Genomic DNA, 15,895 nt, shown 5'->3' on the forward strand with positions numbered 1-15,895 from the left:
TCATGGTCAGGTTGCTGAGGATCTTCTTCCGGCTGCAGTTGGTGCAGTTGCGTTCGGCATTGGAGTACAGGGCCGACTTCTGGATCGCCGCGGTCGGCGCGATCCTGCAGCAGTTGGTCAGTATCGTCTTCCTGCTGACCTTCTTCGGCCACGTGACCTCACTCGGCGGCTGGTCGCTGTGGCAGATCCTCGTCCTGCAGGGTCTGGTGATGGCCGCCGACGGAATCCGGGAGATGTTCGCCGACGGCGTCTGGAAATTGCGCGCCGATGTCAACGACGGGTCGTTCGACCGCGTCCTGGTGCGTCCGATCCCGCCGGCGCTGCAGCAGTTCACCGCGCTGGCGTCCATCCACGGCATCGGCAACACCAGCCTCGGACTGGTCGTGTTGGTCCTGGGCCTGGCACGTTCGGATGTCGGCTGGACCTGGTGGTCGGTCCCGGTCCTGGTGCTGACCATCCTGTGTGGCACGGTCCTGACTGCTTCGATCAGCTTCCTGACCAACATGATCGCCTTCTGGGAGCCGTCGGCGCAGAGCGCCTTCCCCACTCTGGTCGCGTTGATGCGCGACTTCGCGAAATTCCCGCTGGACGTCTACGGCGCCGGGATCCGGATCGTGATCACCGTCATCCTGCCGTACGGTTTGATCAGCTACTACCCGAGCCGGCTGGTGCTGGGGGTGGGGGATTCACCGGGCTGGTGGGCGACGACCCCACTGATCGCCGCCGGGGCATCCGCGCTCGCCGCCTCGATCGTCTGGCGACGCGGACTGAACCACTATCAGGGGGTGGGGAACTGAGATGCCGGGTGCGCCGCTGCGTCCCGACCAGCACCGGGACGAATTGATCAAGCTCGCCCGGGCCGATGGCCTGGAGGCCGAGCTGGAGATCGATCTCGACAGCTCGGAGTCCAAGGTCGGCTGGGAGAACGTCGTGCTGGACACCGCCGACGGCTGGATCGTCCGGTTCCCGCGCGATGATGAGGTCGCGTTCGACAGGGAGATGCGGCTGCTCGAGCTGCTCCATGATCGACTTCCGGTGCCGATCCCCAAGATCATCCGCACCGGGCGGCGGACAAGGTTCGCCGTCTACCGGCGGCTGGACGGCGCCGGACTGGATGTCACAGGGTTCGAGGCCGCCGATCCACTGACCCGGGACCGGAGCGCCGGGAGCTTCGGCCGTTTCCTGGCCGCGATGCACGACGCCCTGAGCGAGGACGAGATCACCGAACTCGCCGTGCCATCGATCGACCGGGGTGGCGTCGACACGACTGCTGAGCGACTGCCGGTCGGGCTGCGTTCGCGCTACAACCGGGTGCGTCAGGAGTTGGGGGAGCGACTGGCCGCGCGACCCGCCCGCCGGGTGCTGCTGCATGACGACTTCCACCTCGGCAATCTCGTCCTGGACGCGCCATTGGGCCGGCTCTCCGGCGTGTGGGACTTCTCGTGCGTCTGCACCGGCGACCCGAGCTTCGAATTCCGTTATCTGCTGGGCGATTCGCGTGAACTGGCCGCCCGGATCGCCAGTGCGTACGCGGCCAGGACCGGTCACGAGATCGATCTTGGTGTGGCCGCCGCCGCGCTTGTGATGGAAAACGTCTCGGATGCGCTCGAGGAGGGCCGGGATCCCGCGCCGTACCTGACCTGACGGAACCGGGTCGCAGCCCGGCCCCGGGCAATGGCAGGCTGTGCGCATGGCATATCCCGAGTCCCGCTTCAGCGACTTCGCCGAGACCCTGCACGGCCGGACCATCGCTGATCCGTACCGCTGGCTGGAGGATCCGGATTCTGATGAGACCCGGGACTGGGTGCGGCGGCAGAATCTTTACACCGAAGAGGCCTTCGCCGGGATCACCGAGCGGGCCTGGTTCACCGAGCTGATGAACAAGATCGTCCGACGTCCGCGGGCCGGCGTGCCCAGCAAGCGCGGCGGCAAGTACTTCGTCAACCGCAACGACGGGACCCGCAACCAGGACCAATGGTTCGTCGCCGACACTCTCGAGGAGCTGCGCGCCGGTGGCCGGCTCGTGCTCGATCCCAACACCCTGTCCGACGACGGCACCACCTCGATCCGCGGTTTCACTGTGAGCAAGGACGGCCACTACCTCAACTACACCGTCAGCGAGGGCGGCAGCGACTGGGTCGATTTCAAACTGATCGAGCTCGGCACCGGCGAGCATGTCAGCGACGCAGCGATCCAGACGAAGTTCTCCGGTGCGACGTGGCTGCCCGACAACAGCAGTTTCCTCTACTCGTCGGTGCCGCACGAGGGTCGTGCCGACGGGTCCCAGGCGGGCCAGGTGAAGACGGGCGTCCTGAAGCTGCACCGGGTCGGCGAACCGGAGGAGTCCGACGAGGTCGTCGTCGACGTCCGGGCGGAATACAACCAGGGCTTCGTCGGTGCTGAGGTGTCGTCGGACAAGAAGTACGTCGTGCTCTATCTGGTCGAGGGCACCGAGCGGGTCAACCGGCTCTGGGTCTATCGGATCACCGAGGCAGACGGCAGGAACACGCTGTCCGAGCCGATCAAGATCATCGACAAGGCGTACGCCGAATTCGACTTCGTCCGCAGCGACGGCGACACGATCATTCTCTACACCGACTTCGAAGCTGACCGTGGTCGGATCGTGGAGCTTGATCTGGCGGCGTACGAGAAGACGGGCGAGCTTGAACTCACCGAGCTGATTGCCGAGACCGAGGACTCGGCGGTCGGGACCGCCGCGGCCGGCGACGAGCTGCTGGTGCTGCGGCTGGTCGACGTACAGCCGGTGATCACCCGCTACGGCCTGGACGGCACCGAACTCGGCGCCGTCGACGTGACCGGCGGATCGGTGGTCGGTTGGTGGGCCGATCCGGATTCCGACGAATGGTTCGTCGGGCTGTCGACGGTGACCTCGCCGACCCGCGCCTACCGGGTGCAGACCGGCAGCGGTGCGGTCGAGGTGCTGGACGATCTTGTTCCCTCCGGCGCCGGATTCATCCCGCCTGAGGTACGCGTCGAGCGGCGCCGGGCGACCAGCAAGGACGGCACCGAAGTGCCGTACTTCCTGATCACTCCGCAGAGCCCTGAGCCTGTCGAAGGGCCGCGTCCCACGCTCCTCTACGGCTACGGCGGCTTCACCATTCCGGTCGAGGCCGACTACCGCCCGGTCTGGCCGGGTTGGCTGACCGCCGGCGGAGTGATCGCGATCGCCAACCTGCGCGGCGGCACCGAGTACGGCCGCTCCTGGTACGAGGGCGGCCGGCTGGCCAACAAACAGAACGTGTTCGACGACTTCATCGCGATCGGCGAGCACCTGATCGAGACCGGCGTCACCAGTCATGATCAACTCGCCATCCATGGCCGCAGTAACGGCGGCCTGCTGGTCGGGGCGACCATGACCCAGCGTCCTGATCTTGCTGCGGTTGCGCTGCCGGGTGTGGGCGTGATGGACATCCTGAGGTTCCACAAGTTCACCGCCGGCGCCGCTTGGACTTCCGATTACGGCAATCCCGACGATCCGGAGGACTTCGAGATCGGCCTGGCCTATTCGCCGCTGCACAACATCAAACCGGCGAACTATCCCGCGACGTTGATCATGACCGGTGATCATGATGATCGGGTGGTTCCGGCGCACAGCCTGAAATTCGCTGCCACCCTGCAGCAGGCGCAGCAGGGCGATGCTCCGGTCCTGGCGCGGATCGAGACCCAGACCGGTCACGGGATGGGCAAGCCGATCGCCATGGTTGCGGCGGAGTTGGCTGACATGCTGGCCTTCGCCGCGCACTACACGGGATTGGTACTGCCCGACCAGGAGTGATCGGCAAGGCGTTGCCCGGTCAGACCTGTCGGCGCATCACGACGTAGTCGCCGGGGTGATAGGCGTCGCCGCTGCGATGCGTATCGCGCTGGGCACCGGCAACTCGTCGGTCCGGCCGAAGTGGCACCAGCCGACCGGTTCGCCGTTCGCATAGACCAGGATCCCGTGCGCCTGACCCTTGCCGACCAATTCCCGTACGCCGCGGCCTCGCGCTTGCGCATCAGTTCACGGTGCGGGAAGTGCTTCTGGGAACGGTCGGGCGCGCCGAGACTCCGCGCCCGTTGCTCGGCGTTGCCGGGTTCGGGGGAAGTCCGGGTTGTTGTCCTGGTCGTAGCCGAGGCCTTGGTCCAGAAGGCGGCGGCTCGGGTGTTGTCGGGGGCGTTCCAGACGATCGATCCGATTCTGAGCATGGCCCCAGTTTGGCTGCGTTAGCGGACGTTCGCGTCCTGTTTCTGCGGTGGAAGTTGAGAAGGGTGGCAAGTTCCGACTTCTGGCCGGTACAGCCGCCGAACTCGTCCGTGAGGACCGAGACGGACGATGACTCCAGGGCTCGTCGTGGACGCGTCGGTCGCGCTCAAGTGGTTGATTGATCTGGGGATTCACCTTCTTGATTCGACGGCGGTATGGCCGCACACACTCGAGGCTGCGCTGCAATGGCAGGTGACGACCTACGACGCGGTCTACGTCCTGACCGCATTGGACCAGGGCACCGAGCTGGTGACGGCTGATACGCGCCTGCACGCAAGCTGTTCGCCGCTCGGACTGCCGATGAGACTCGTCTGATCGATGTCATCACGTGATCGGCACGGCCACCATCGGGAGCGTGAGCCGGAAGAGTGCACCGCGACCGTTGGCCGGCTCGAGGCACACGAGGTCGCCGCCGTGTGCCCGGGCCCAGCCGCGTGCGATGGCCAGTCCCAACCCCGAGCCTCCGGATCCTGCTGACCGGTCGGCGTCCAGCCGGACCATCCGGTCGAAGATCCGCTCCCGATCCTGGCCCGGAACGCCCGGACCGGAGTCGACGACATCGATCACCGCCGAATCCGCGCCCGGATCTGGCGGGGCGGCCACCCGGACCGTGATCCGACCGTCGTCACCGGCTGCCCGGAGCGCGTTGTCGAGGAGATTCCGCAGCACCGCGGCTATCCGGTCCGGGTCGCAGATCGCCACGACCGAGGGGCCGTCGAGGGTGACCGTCACCGATGGCGCCCGCATGCTGATCCGTTCGATCTCGGTCGTGGCCAACTCGCGCAGATCCGTCGGCACCGGCCGCAGGTCGGGCCTGGACTCAAGCCGGACGGCCTCGAGGAGATCGGACACGACCAGTCCGGCCCGTCGGGCCTCACCGGCGAGCAATGCCTCAAGCCGCTGCCGCTCCTCGGTTCCGAGCCGCTCGGACTGGTGGAGCAGGGTCTCGGCAGCCGCTTGGACACCGGCGATCGGCGTACGGAGTTCGTGCGCCGCATCGGCCAGGAACTGCTGGCTCTGCGCCTCGGCGCTGCGGGCCCGGGACTCGGCGCCCTCGAGTTCGTCCAACATGGCGTCCAGTGCCTGGGCTGTCTGACCGATCTCGGTGTCGGGTCGGGTCGGTCGGAGTCGGGCGCCGCGGTTGCCGGCCGTGATGCTGTGCGCCAGTCCGGCCACAGCGTCGAGCGGACGCAACGCCAGCCGGACCATGATCAACACCAGCACGGCACTGACCAGCAGGGCCGCCAGCCCGGCGACTACCAACAGTCGGCGCAACGTCTGCCGCGCGCCCTGCACCAGCGAGGTGTCGACGGCCAGCACCAGCCTGGCGTTGTTGATCCGGCCCGGTCCGCGCAGTGTGACCTTCTGGCTGCGGATATCCGGTGCGGCGAGATCAGGTGTCGTCGACGATGCGAAACTGCGGCCGCTGCGCAACGTGAGTTCGGCCTGGACGCCGTTGGCGGTGACGCGGTTGATGATCTGCTGCGGCCCGACCCCGGAGCGGGCCAGCTGCCGTGCCAACTGGGCGCGCCCGGACAGCAGCGCATTCAGGTTTCGTTCGGATTGGACGCTGTAGACGCCGTTGATCGCCACCGACAGGAGGATCAGGACCGCGGCCAGAACGGCGATCACCCCGAGGGCGACGTGGCGGCGTACGGAGCCGGTCCGGAGTCCGGCGACGTTGTCGATCGGCTTCGGGGAAGCTGTCACGACGTGCCCGACAGGCGGTAGCCGCGGCCGCGCACTGTGTGCAGCAGCCGTGGTCGGTCGTCGGCCTCGAGCTTGCGGCGCAAGGTCGATACGTGCACCTCGACCACGTTCGGGTCGAAACCGTCGTAGCCCCACACTCCGGTCAGGATCTGGAGTTTGCTGACCACCTGGTCCCGGTGCGCTGCCAGGTAGTCGAGGACTTGCCGTTCGGTCTGGGTGAGGTCGATCACACACTGGCCGCGACGGACGGTGCTGCCGTCGGCGCTGATCTCCAGGTCGCCGACAACGATCGCCCCGGCGTCCGGACGCGTACGCCTCAGGATCGCCTGGATCCGAGCCAGCAGTTCGCTCATCGCGAAGGGTTTGACGAGGTAGTCGTCGGCACCCTGCATCAGCCCGGTGACGCGGTCGGCGGTTGAGTCCCGCGCAGTGACGATCAGGACCGCCGCAGTACTCACTCGTCGTACGACCTCGAGCAGTTCCAGACCGTCCCGGCCCGGCAGCATCAGATCGAGGATGATCACGTCGATGCGTGGCCCGGCCAGAACGGCTTCCAGCTCTGTCCCGTCGGGCAGTCCGACGACCTCGAGTCCTTGCGCGGTCAGGGCAGCGCACACCGAGGCCCGGATGGCCTCGGAGTCCTCCACGACCACAACACGTGAGACTGCCACGGTTTCCATTGTGCCGAGCGCTGCCGTGCGCTCCGGCCTTAACGATGCCCGGTGCGCTGAAGGATTCCTGAAGCTCGGGTCGTTTTGCTGGTCCGGGCGCCGGCAGCGCGTTCAGATGGCTTCATGACCAGAACGAGCACACGCATCCTTGCCGGCGCCGGACTGACAACGGCCGTCCTCGCCATCGGCACCGCAGCTGGAGTCGGGATCGCCTCCGCCGATCCGTCACCGTCGCCGACTCCGACGTCACCGTCCTCGACGGCGGCGCACCCGCAGAAGCAACACAAGGCCCGTACCCTGCTCCAGCGCACCGAGCACGGCCAGTTCACCCTGGCAGGCAAGAAGCACCGGGTCGCTGACCTGCAGCGCGGCAGCGTCAGCTCGGTCAGTTCGACCAGCATCAAGATCGCCAGCAAGGACGGCTACAGCGCGTCGTACGTGATCAACTCCAAGACCGTCGTCCGTGAGCGGGCGAAGGGCAAGAAGCCCGCGAAGACCTCAGCGTCTGCGATCAAGAAGGGCGATCGGGTGAATCTCGTCGCGACCCAGAGCGGTAAGACCGCTACCGCTAACAAGATCACGTTCAAGGGCTGATCTCCCGGCGGGTCAGGGTCGCAAGTTGTAAGTCAGGATCGCGTTCCCGGCGCTGGTCGTGATGGCGTCGACCAGCCCGAGTCTGGTGACGGGAACGCTCTCGTCGAAGAGTCTCCTGCCCTCGCCGACGACCACCGGGTGGGTGGTCAACGTCAGGGCGTCGATCACCCCGGCCAGGAACAGCGTGCGGATCGTCTCGATTCCGCCGCCGACCGAGATGTCTCCGCCGTCGGTCTCCTTGAGCTTGCTCACATACGCTGCCGGGTCATTGTCGACGACGGTGCTGTTCCAACCGAGGTCCCCGGTGAGCGTCGTCGTGACCACGTGCTTGCGGACCGGATTGATCCAGGCGGCGAACGGATCGTCCCTGCCGGGCCAGTACTCCGACCACTCCTGCCACAGCTTGCGGCCGATCACCATGTCGGTGACCGGGCCGATCGTCTTGCCCATCAGTTCGCCCTCCTCCGGTCCGAACGCGTCGAACTGCCAGAGATTCGGGCTCTCGACGACACCGTTGACGGAGTGGAAGAGGTGTGCGGTGACCTTGCGGGACATGATCATTCTCCTTCGGACTGGTGGCCGTTGCGACCCTTCACCGAGTCAGACGACGCCAACGCCCCGAACTGATCGCTGTGCCGGGTCGTTGATCTCGATCACCTCGGGCGGCAGCCCGAACTCCGCGAATGCCGTCGGACCCATGAAATGGGTGATCCCGACGATGCGACCTCTGCCGGTGTCGAGCACATGCAGGGCGAACGGCTCCCACCGGCCGTCGCCGACATCGTGGTAAACGGCCACCGCGGGCTGCCGATTGGCTCCGGTGGTGATCAGCCGGGAGTTGCGGCAGATCTGTCCGGGGCCGCGCCACCACTGCTCGATCGCCGCACTGCTACGCAACCACAACTCGTACGGTGGCATGCTGAAGCTGGCGTCCTCGGTCAGCAGGCCGACGAGCCGGTCGACGTCATAGGCCGCGAAGGCGGCGACATAGGCGGCCAACAGCTGTTGATCATGGTCCTGGTCGGGGTCGGGCACCGGGTTCTGATCCCGTGCAGCAATGGTCCGGCGTGCCCGGGCGAGCGCGGAATTGACCGAGGCGACCGAGATATCCAGCAGTTCGGCGCATTCCTGCGCCGACCAGTCCAAGACGTCCCGCAGGATCAGCAGCGCCCGCTGGCGTGGCGGTAGCAGCTGCAGGACGGCGATGAAGGCGAGTCGTACGGAATCCCGCCGCTCCACGGTGTTGGCGGGATCGGCCAGATAGTCGTCGGAGATCGGCCCGATCCAGGTCGTGTCCGCACGTGTCGTCAGAGATCGCGGATCGTCGGGAACCTGACCGGGTGAGCTGAGGTCTGTGGGCAGCGACCGCCTTTGCGGCGCCTTCTTCATGTCCAGGCACACGTTCGTCGCGATGCGATACAGCCAGGTCCGCAGCGACGAGCGCCCGTCGAAGCCGTCGGCGTGCTGCCAGGCGCGCGCCATCGTCTCCTGGACCGCGTCGGCGGCTTCTGCATAGCAGCCGAAGTAGCGGTAGCAGTAGCCGAGAAGCTCACCCCGGTACGCCTCGGCCTCGACGTGGGGCGTCGTGCTGGACATTGCTCCAGCCTAGTGATGGTGTGGCGGCCTAGCCGGGCGAAGCGAAGCTCCGATTCGTCGCGGATCCACGGGGCGAGCCACGGTGCTGCTCCCGCGGAGGGGAATGATGGCTGGATGACGACGAGAGAGTGGTCCGCGTCGGAACTGGCGGATATCGATGCGGCGGAGGAGTTGCGGATCGCTGTCCGGCGGACGGACGGGTCGCTGCGAGCCACGGTGCCGATCTGGGTGGTGGTCGCTGCCGGCCGCGTCTACGTCCGCACCTGGTACCGCCGGGATTCCGGCTGGTTCGGGCGAGCGCTGGGCTCGCGTCGGGCCAGGATCGAGGCAGGCGGTGTTGTCGCTGACGTCGTGGTCGATGACGTCGGCGGGGGCGAGCTCCAAGTGCGCGCCGGTGTCGACGCGGCCTACCGGGCGAAGTACGCACGCTACGGCGCCGGAACGGTTGACCGCATGGTCGCCGACGACGCTGCCGCGACGACGCTGAGGCTGGCGCCGGAGCAGCGGGTGTGACGGACCCTACCGAAGCCGACGGATCGCGGACGAGGTCCGGCCGGTTTCCGGATGCAGCAGCGCGGCGAGTGCTTCCACGCCGTCGATCAGTCGCGGGCCGGGCCGCACCATGATCCCGTCCGCGTCGATCGCCCATACAGCGGTGTCGGGGAAGCGTTCGATGATCATCGGGTCGTCGACGATCAGCTTTGCCTGATCGACGGCACCCTCGAGATCGAAGCCGCACGGCGAGATGATCATGATCTCCGGGCGGCCGGCGGCGATCCCCTCCCAGCTGATCGCCACCGAGCGTTCACGCGGCCGGCAGGCGACCGGCTCACCACCCGCCGCGATGATCATGTCCGGCATCCAGTGACCGGCACCGAACGGCGGGTCGATCCACTCGACGACGGCGACCCGTGGTCGCGGCCGGTCACGGACGTCGTTGATCACAGCGTCCAGCCGGTCTTGAAGTTCCTTGATCAACTTTTCGCCACGGTCCGCGACGCCGGCGGCCCGAGCGACCGTGCCGATCGAGTCGATCACCTCATCCAGTGAATAGGGATCCAAGGTGATCACATCGGCGGTGCAGCCGAGCTGTTCGGCGGCATCGCGCACCTTGTCGGTCGGCACCGCGCACACCGCACAGAGATCCTGGGTCAGAATCAGGTCTGGCTGCAGCTGACCCAGCGCGCCGGCGTCCAGGGTGTAGAGATCTTCGCCGGCCGCCAGCCGCTCGCGGACGATCATGTCGATCGCCGCGGGTTCCATCCCCGTCGTCTGCATGCCGCCGACGATGATCTCCTTCTCCTGACGGGCTCGCGGCGGCTCATCACACTCGAAGGTGACGCCGTACAACTGGTCCTCCAGGCCCAGCGCGTAGGTGATCTCGGTGGCCGACGGCAGCAGCGAAACGATCCGCATGTGCTCGACGGTAGCTCAGCCGATGGGCTTCGCCCTGGGTAGCCTTGGAGTATGAGTGAGCTGCCGATCTCGTCGAAGTACCGGAGCACGCCCGATGCGCCGGTCAGCGACGGCGAACGCGAGGAACTGACCCGCCGGCTCAACGACGCCTTCGCCGCAGGAAGACTCGACCAGGAGACGTATTCGGCCCACCTCGACCAGCTGTACGCAGCCCAGCGGCTCGGTGACCTGGTGCCGGTGGTGCAGAACCTTCCCGCGTTGCAGACCTACAGCGACCCGGCCATGGTCCAGCAGGCTTCCGGCGGACGTCCGGGCGAAGTGTCCGCAGCCCGCCCGGCCAACCGGGCGGCGCTGTACGTCGTCGGCGTCGTCGTCATCATCGCCATCCTGCTGATCATCCTGCTCGCCGTCCTGTTCTGACCCGGTCCGGGCAGGACTTTCGGCTCTGCGCGGTGCCGTGGCCCTTCGCAAGACTCGGGCGGAGATGCTGGGATGATGGCAGGGGAGTGACGGTGTGACAGCAACGATCAGATCCGGGATCGAACCGACAACCGAGGATGCGATGACGCAGCCTGATCAGGAGGCCCCGATCCGGTCCGGACCGGTGGTCGACGTACTGCTCGCCGACGGTGATGTCGCGACCGTGCGGATGCTGCAGCCGGACGATCGCGACGCATTGCTGGATCTGCATCGGCGGACCGATCCCGACAATCTCCGGCTCCGATTCTTCACCGCCAGTCCGGCGACCGCGCGGCGCTACGCCGAAGGCCTGCTGGACCGGGCCGACCAGGTGATCGTCCTGGTTGTGGTCCGGCACGACATCCTGATCGGGGTCGCGGCGGCCGAGCTGGTCGGGCCCGACACTGCCGAGGTCGCCTTCCTGGTCGACCCGGCCGCGCACGGACTGGGAATCGGCACGCTGCTGTTGGAGCATCTGGCGGCCGCCGCGCGCAACCGTGGGATCGAGCGGTTCGTCGCCGAGATGCTGGCCGAGAACGGTCCGATGATCAAGGTCTTCGCCGACGCCGGCTTCGGCTACCGCCGGACCCTGGAGCGCGGTGTGATCAGCCTGGAACTGGACACCGTCGCCTCGGTGAGGGCGGTCGCCGCTGCCGACGCCCGCGAAGCCCGCGCCGAGGCGAGATCGCTGGCGCCGCTGCTGCGGCCCGCACCGTCGCAGTCGTCGGTGTCCGCCGGGACGGCACTGGCGTCGGCAGCGCCGTGCTGACCTCGATCCGGCACGGCGGCTACGCCGGGTCGGTACGGATCGTCCATCCGCAAGCACCGGTGATCGACGGAATCCAGGCCGACCCGGACTTCGCTTCGATCGGTGCGCCGGTCGACCTGGCCATCGTCGCGGTCCCTGCCGAACGCGTGCTCCCGGTGGTCACCCAGGCGGCCGAGGCGGGCGTACGGGCCGCTGTCGTGCTGGCGTCCGGCTTCGGCGAGTTGGGCGAGGGCGGCAGCGCCCTGCAGCACGCCATGGTGCGCGTCGCCCGCCGGCACGGCATGCGGATCGTCGGGCCGAACTGTCTCGGGGTGATCATCGGGGACCCGGACCTGCGACTGAACGCCTCCTTCGTCGACCAACTGCCGCCCGCCGGCGGCCTGGCCGTCGCCTCCCAGTCCGGCGGCGTCGGGATCGCGCTGATCGACACGGCCGTACGCTCCGGGCTCGGCCTGCAGTCGTTCGTCTCGCTGGGCAACAAGGCCGACGTGTCGGGCAACGACCTGCTCGGCGCCTGGCTGGACGACGATCGGGTGACCGCCGCCGCGCTCTATCTGGAGTCGTTCGGCAACCCGCAGAAATTCGCCCGGCTGGCCCGCCGGTTCACCCAGCGCAAACCGCTGCTGGCGGTGATCGGTGGACGGTCGGCCGGTGGCCGTCGTGCCGGAGCGTCGCACACTGCTGCCGCGGCTCCGCCGTCCGTCGGCGTCCAGGCGCTGTTCGCCCAAGCCGGGGTGATCGACTGCCGGGATCTCGACGAACTGGCCGACACCGCCTGCCTGTTGCAGGACCAGACGCTGCCGGCCGGGCTCCGGGTCGGCATCGTCAGCAATGCCGGAGGCCTGGGCGTGCTCGCCGCCGATGCGGCAGCTGGTCACGGCCTGCTGGTTCCCGAGCTGAGCCAGGACGTGCGTCAACGGATCTCGGCAGGGCTCGGAACCGGTAAGGCCGTGATGGCCGCATCGTCCTTGGGTAATCCGGTCGATCTCGGTGCCGGGGCGACTGCCGAGGGCTTCGTCGCAGCCGTCGAACAGGTGGCATCCTCGGGCGAGGTGGACGCCGTCCTGATGATCCTCGCCGGTACGGCGGTCACCGATGGGCGTGCGGTGCTGACGGCGTTCGATGCCGCCGCCGAACAGGCGACCGACTCGGCGGTGCCGCGGATCCTGGTGGGTTACGGCCCTGGAACCGAGCCGATCGATCCGGCCGGCAGGCCCGACCACGGAGCCGGTGATCGCGTACGGGGAGGGCGGCCGGGCTACGTCCGGTTGCGCTCGGCGGGCGCGGCCCTGGCTGCACTGGCCCACGCCGCGCACTACCGCAGGTGGCGGGACGGCGGCAGTCCAGAGCAGCCGCCGGCGGACCGGCAGCTGGCCGAACGGGTCCGGGCGCGTGCGGTCGCCGAGCTTGCCAGGTCCCGGCAGTCCGAACAGGACGGATGGCTGGCACCCGATGCGGCGGGCGGTCTGCTGGGGGCCTACGGCGTTCCGCTGACCACAGGCACGGTCGTCTCCGGCGTCGACGACGCACTGGCCGCGGCGGACCGGTTGGGTTACCCGGTGGTGATCAAGGCGGCCGATCCGACCGTGGTGCACAAGACCGATCGCGGCCTGGTTCGGGTCGGGCTGGCCACACCGGAGTCGGTTCGCGGTGCGGTCGCGGAGATGCTCACCGAACTCGGCGACGGACCGGTCGGTCACGACGCGCTGCTGGTCCAGCCGCTGATCGCCGGCGGAGGCGTCGAACTCGCTTTCGGCGTCGTCCGCGACCCGTCATTCGGTCCGCTGGTGATGGTCGCCGCCGGCGGTGTCGCGATCGACGTCTGGGCCGACCGGGTGTTCCTGATGCCGCCGTTCAATCGCGGCGAGGCGTCGAGAGCGCTGCGTCGGTTGCGGATCTGGCCGTTGCTGGCCGGCCACCGCGGCAGTGCACCGGCCGATGTCCATGGACTCGAGGAGCTGCTGGTGGCACTCGGCCGGCTGTCCACCGACGTACCGGAACTGGCCGAACTCGATCTCAATCCGGTGATCGCTCTGCCTGCCGGTACGCCGTCGTCGATCGCCTGTGTGGACATCAAGTTGCGGCTGGCCGATGCCGGGTCGCCAGGACCGGGTCTGGCACCGGGACTGTCTCCGAGTTAGACGCGGAGCGTCCATCAAGTTAGGATTGCCTAAGATACTTCGGCCGCGGCCTGCGGTCGTGGTGGGAAATTGGAACGCGCAGTTAGGGTGTGCCTGTGCCCCGGCAGATCATCACCGGTCAGAAGATCGCTGACCACGTCAAGCGGCTGGGGGACCTCTACCCGCCGATCCCGCTCGACACGGTCGATCGGACCATCCTCGATGCCGACGCGGTGAAGTCCAAGTACAGCTACGTTCTGGACTACCTGGCCCGGGTCGAGCTGGAGGTCGACCGCAACGTCTTGGAGCTGCTGGTGCTGCTCCCGGACGTGGACGAGACCAATCGGATGTTCTACGCAGACGTCTGGCAGCCGCAGGAGATCCAGCACGGATTGATCCTCGACCGGCTACAACAAGATCTTGATATGCCGGCTTCGCAGCCGCATCTCGAGGTCTCCGCCAAGATCAAGATGCTCGGTGCGCTGGCCCATTTCGAACCGATCCAGCAGGTCGCCAAGCTGCTCTACTACCTGACCGGTGCGAGCACCGAACGGCAGGCGGTGCTGGCCTACAACCAGATCCACACTGGCCTGACCGAGATGGGGGAGCGGGCGATCGCCGAGACGATCATCAGCCCGATCAAGCAGCAGGAGCCCGGGCACTTCGCCTTCTACCAGATGTCGGCGACGGCGATGATCCAGGCGCACGAGTTGAAGCCGTGGCAGTTGTTCCTGGCGCGGGTGCTGCGGGAGAAGTCGTACGGACTGGTCGGCACCAATGCGATGGACGCCTACAAGGCGGACATGGGCGCGGTGATCATCAGCCTCGGCATGGAGCACGGTCTGGAGGAGTACGCCCGCGAGATCGGCCGGGTCGAGTCCCGGCTGTTGTGGGCCAACAAGCAGGGCATGGATGTCCCGCCGTACATCCTGCGGGCGCTGCGGGAGAGCGTCGACCTCTATCACGAACGCGAGTCCCGCGGGCTGTCCGGATCCGTGGCCGCGGCCCGCTGACGAGAGGTGGCCGTCGTGCATCCCGCAACCGCCGATGAGTCGATGGTGCCGTCGCCGCGGCACGGCGACGGCCAGGGTGGTGACCGCCCGGTGACACCCGGCGCCGACGTGGTCGCCGCAGCCGACTGGGGTCCGCTGGCCGGCTCGAGGCTCGGCGTGATGACCAACCCGACCGGGATCCTCGCTGGTTCCTTGATCAACATCGTCGATGCGATGGTCACCTCAGGCAAGGTGGACGTGGCGGCCGTGTTCGGCCCCGAACACGGTTTCCGCGGTACGGCGCAAGCCGGCTACTCCGAGGCCGGGCACACCGACGAGCGCACGGGCGTCAAGGTCTACGACGCCTATGGTGCCGATCCGGACCGCTTGCAGACGATGTTCGCCCAGGCGGGCATCGGCACCGTCGTCTTCGACATCCAGGATGTCGGTGCTCGGTTCTACACCTACGTCTGGACGATGTATGCGGCCATGATCGCGGCGGTCCGGTCCGGACTGAACTTCGTGGTCCTCGACCGGCCGAATCCGATCGGCGGTGCCGGCCGCGGACCGATGATCATCGACAGCTTCACGTCCGGCGTCGGCATGGACAAGATCGTCCAGGCTCACGGGATGACAGCCGGTGAGCTGGCCCGCTACTTCGACGGCGAGCTGATGCCGGCCGCCGCCGGCGACATGCTGGGTGACCGGTTGTCGGTGATCAAGGTCAAGAACTGGTCGCCGAAGATGATCTTCGCCGATACCGGCCTGGCGTGGGTGCCGCCGAGTCCCAACATGCCGACGCCGGACACTGCCCTGCTGTATCCAGGCACCTGTCTCTTCGAGGGCACCAACCTCTCCGAGGGGCGGGGCACAACCCGGCCTTTCGAGTTGATCGGCGCACCCTACGTCGACGGCCGTTGGGCCGAGTGGCTCAACCGACGGGAGATCGAGGGCGTCCTGTTCCGGGAGGCGTTCTTCACCCCGACCTTCTCCAAGAACGCCGACCAGATCTGCGGCGGGGTCCAGGTGCACATCCCCGATCCGTACGCCGTCGACCCGATCTTGGTCGCGACCGAGATGCTGGTCGGGCTGAAGGCGCTGTACGCCGAATTCGGCTGGCGATCCGGTGACAGCTATCCGGGACGCGGCTTCGATCTGCTCACCGGGTCGGCGCGCTTCCGAGAGCAACTGGAGGCGGGTGCGGCAGCCGAGGAGATCGTCGGCGCCTGGCAGCAGGAACTGGCCGACTTCGAGCGCCGGCGTCGCGCGTACCTGCTCTATTCGCGGCACTGAACTCCGGTCGG

Annotated in this window: 16 protein-coding genes; 11 read left to right on the plus strand and 5 right to left on the minus strand. The window is 67.6% G+C overall.

All coding sequences use genetic code 11. The features are described from left to right. Nucleotides 1-2: 2 nt before the first annotated feature. From IEY07_RS19800 to IEY07_RS19815, 4 genes are all read left to right on the plus strand, one after another. A complete protein-coding gene (locus IEY07_RS19800; RefSeq protein WP_188897128.1) occupies nucleotides 3-797 on the plus strand; it encodes an ABC transporter permease in 795 nt (264 codons plus the stop codon). 1 nt (nucleotide 798) lies between these two features. Then, entirely contained in the window at nucleotides 799-1,644 is an 846-nt protein-coding gene (locus tag IEY07_RS19805) for a phosphotransferase family protein (RefSeq protein WP_188897129.1), read from the plus strand. Between the two features lie 46 nt (nucleotides 1,645-1,690). Beyond that, the gene (locus tag IEY07_RS19810) at nucleotides 1,691-3,796 is read left to right on the plus strand and encodes a prolyl oligopeptidase family serine peptidase (RefSeq protein WP_229670380.1); all 2,106 of its coding nucleotides are present in this window, start codon (nucleotides 1,691-1,693) and stop codon (nucleotides 3,794-3,796) included. A 555-nt stretch (nucleotides 3,797-4,351) separates the two neighbouring features. Next, nucleotides 4,352-4,579 (plus strand): type II toxin-antitoxin system VapC family toxin, encoded by a 228-nt coding sequence (locus tag IEY07_RS19815; RefSeq protein ID WP_188897131.1) that lies wholly within the window; start codon nucleotides 4,352-4,354, stop codon nucleotides 4,577-4,579. 9 nt (nucleotides 4,580-4,588) lie between these two features. On the opposite strand, the gene IEY07_RS19820 is transcribed toward IEY07_RS19815, so the two are convergent. Next, complete coding sequence (locus IEY07_RS19820; protein WP_229670381.1) at nucleotides 4,589-5,974, minus strand: HAMP domain-containing sensor histidine kinase; 1,386 nt, start codon at nucleotides 5,972-5,974, stop codon at nucleotides 4,589-4,591. After that, entirely contained in the window at nucleotides 5,971-6,645 is a 675-nt protein-coding gene (locus tag IEY07_RS19825; RefSeq protein ID WP_229670382.1) for a response regulator transcription factor, read from the minus strand. Before IEY07_RS19825 ends, IEY07_RS19820 begins: the two co-directional genes overlap by 4 nt. Before the next feature lie 123 nt (nucleotides 6,646-6,768). On the opposite strand from IEY07_RS19825, the gene IEY07_RS19830 reads away from it, so the two are divergent. Next, a complete protein-coding gene (locus tag IEY07_RS19830) occupies nucleotides 6,769-7,239 on the plus strand; it encodes a hypothetical protein (RefSeq protein WP_188897133.1) in 471 nt (156 codons plus the stop codon). A gap of 12 nt (nucleotides 7,240-7,251) precedes the next feature. Here the strand turns inward: IEY07_RS19830 and IEY07_RS19835 are convergent, their stop codons facing one another. Then, complete coding sequence (locus IEY07_RS19835; RefSeq protein ID WP_188897134.1) at nucleotides 7,252-7,794, minus strand: dihydrofolate reductase family protein; 543 nt, start codon at nucleotides 7,792-7,794, stop codon at nucleotides 7,252-7,254. Between the two features lie 45 nt (nucleotides 7,795-7,839). Continuing rightward, nucleotides 7,840-8,835, minus strand: coding sequence for an RNA polymerase subunit sigma-70 (locus IEY07_RS19840; RefSeq protein WP_188897135.1), 996 nt, complete (start codon nucleotides 8,833-8,835; stop codon nucleotides 7,840-7,842). A gap of 114 nt (nucleotides 8,836-8,949) precedes the next feature. Here IEY07_RS19840 and IEY07_RS19845 point away from each other — a divergent pair, with 114 nt between their 5' ends. Further along, nucleotides 8,950-9,348, plus strand: coding sequence for a DUF2255 family protein (locus tag IEY07_RS19845; RefSeq protein WP_188897136.1), 399 nt, complete (start codon nucleotides 8,950-8,952; stop codon nucleotides 9,346-9,348). 6 nt (nucleotides 9,349-9,354) lie between these two features. Here the strand turns inward: IEY07_RS19845 and IEY07_RS19850 are convergent, their stop codons facing one another. Continuing rightward, nucleotides 9,355-10,251: an ABC transporter substrate-binding protein gene (locus tag IEY07_RS19850; RefSeq protein WP_188897137.1), complete on the minus strand. Its 897-nt coding sequence runs from the start codon at nucleotides 10,249-10,251 to the stop codon at nucleotides 9,355-9,357. A 51-nt stretch (nucleotides 10,252-10,302) separates the two neighbouring features. On the opposite strand from IEY07_RS19850, the gene IEY07_RS19855 reads away from it, so the two are divergent. The 5 genes from IEY07_RS19855 to IEY07_RS19875 all read left to right on the plus strand — a co-directional run bounded on the left by IEY07_RS19855 (nucleotide 10,303) and on the right by IEY07_RS19875 (nucleotide 15,884). Next, entirely contained in the window at nucleotides 10,303-10,671 is a 369-nt protein-coding gene (locus IEY07_RS19855) for a DUF1707 SHOCT-like domain-containing protein (protein WP_188897138.1), read from the plus strand. A gap of 94 nt (nucleotides 10,672-10,765) precedes the next feature. Beyond that, a complete protein-coding gene (locus IEY07_RS19860; RefSeq protein WP_188897139.1) occupies nucleotides 10,766-11,479 on the plus strand; it encodes a GNAT family N-acetyltransferase in 714 nt (237 codons plus the stop codon). Next, nucleotides 11,473-13,620, plus strand: coding sequence for an acetate--CoA ligase family protein (locus tag IEY07_RS19865; RefSeq protein ID WP_188897140.1), 2,148 nt, complete (start codon nucleotides 11,473-11,475; stop codon nucleotides 13,618-13,620). Before IEY07_RS19860 ends, IEY07_RS19865 begins: the two co-directional genes overlap by 7 nt. A 95-nt stretch (nucleotides 13,621-13,715) precedes the next feature. Continuing rightward, nucleotides 13,716-14,612 (plus strand): GTP-binding protein LepA, encoded by an 897-nt coding sequence (locus tag IEY07_RS19870; protein ID WP_188897141.1) that lies wholly within the window; start codon nucleotides 13,716-13,718, stop codon nucleotides 14,610-14,612. Between the two features lie 15 nt (nucleotides 14,613-14,627). Beyond that, nucleotides 14,628-15,884, plus strand: coding sequence for an exo-beta-N-acetylmuramidase NamZ family protein (locus IEY07_RS19875; RefSeq protein ID WP_229670383.1), 1,257 nt, complete (start codon nucleotides 14,628-14,630; stop codon nucleotides 15,882-15,884). The last annotated feature ends 11 nt before the right edge of the window (nucleotides 15,885-15,895 follow it).

Source organism: Microlunatus endophyticus (assembly GCF_014646195.1).
Lineage (GTDB): Bacteria > Actinomycetota > Actinomycetes > Propionibacteriales > Propionibacteriaceae > Microlunatus > Microlunatus endophyticus.

Bases quoted from the DNA above. Each gene is read 5' to 3' on its own strand.
- IEY07_RS19800 (WP_188897128.1), top strand. From the start codon at position 3: ATGGTCAGGTTGCTGAGGATCTTCTTCCGGCTGCAGTTGGTGCAGTTG.
- IEY07_RS19840 (WP_188897135.1), bottom strand. From the start codon at position 8,835: ATGTCCAGCACGACGCCCCACGTCGAGGCCGAGGCGTACCGGGGTGAG.
- IEY07_RS19830 (WP_188897133.1), top strand. From the start codon at position 6,769: ATGACCAGAACGAGCACACGCATCCTTGCCGGCGCCGGACTGACAACG.
- IEY07_RS19845 (WP_188897136.1), top strand. From the start codon at position 8,950: ATGACGACGAGAGAGTGGTCCGCGTCGGAACTGGCGGATATCGATGCG.
- IEY07_RS19835 (WP_188897134.1), bottom strand. From the start codon at position 7,794: ATGTCCCGCAAGGTCACCGCACACCTCTTCCACTCCGTCAACGGTGTC.
- IEY07_RS19850 (WP_188897137.1), bottom strand. From the start codon at position 10,251: ATGCGGATCGTTTCGCTGCTGCCGTCGGCCACCGAGATCACCTACGCG.
- IEY07_RS19810 (WP_229670380.1), top strand. From the start codon at position 1,691: ATGGCATATCCCGAGTCCCGCTTCAGCGACTTCGCCGAGACCCTGCAC.
- IEY07_RS19805 (WP_188897129.1), top strand. From the start codon at position 799: ATGCCGGGTGCGCCGCTGCGTCCCGACCAGCACCGGGACGAATTGATC.
- IEY07_RS19855 (WP_188897138.1), top strand. From the start codon at position 10,303: ATGAGTGAGCTGCCGATCTCGTCGAAGTACCGGAGCACGCCCGATGCG.